Here is a 277-nt window from a genome sequence, read left to right as displayed (position 1 = left end):
CGTTGAGCTTGTCGATCACCGGGTCGTGCTCGACAAGATCCACGGCGACAAGTATGCGCGCTGGCAGCTTGGTTTCAGCCTGGGCCACCAGGTGCATCGGGATCGGGCAACGGCGCAGCAACTGCCAGTCCAAGGGGGTGAGCAGGGCACGGCTCAAGGCGGTTTCGTGCCTGATGTCCTTGATCACCATCTCCACCCGGTGCAGTTGGGCCAGCCGGATCAAGTCCGTGAGCGGGTCTTCATCGTCCAGTGTTTCGGCGTAGGCGGTAATGCCCAG

1 pseudogene is annotated in these 277 nt (G+C 62.5%); it reads right to left on the bottom strand.

What is annotated here, in order from left to right:
* Nucleotides 1-277 (bottom strand): annotated as a pseudogene (locus SB765_RS29365) (universal stress protein); the annotation flags it as partial.

The organism is Pseudomonas sp. SIMBA_067 (genome assembly GCF_046534675.1).
In the GTDB taxonomy this organism is placed as follows: domain Bacteria; phylum Pseudomonadota; class Gammaproteobacteria; order Pseudomonadales; family Pseudomonadaceae; genus Aquipseudomonas; species Aquipseudomonas putida.
This window is presented reverse-complemented; position numbering and strand designations above follow the sequence as displayed.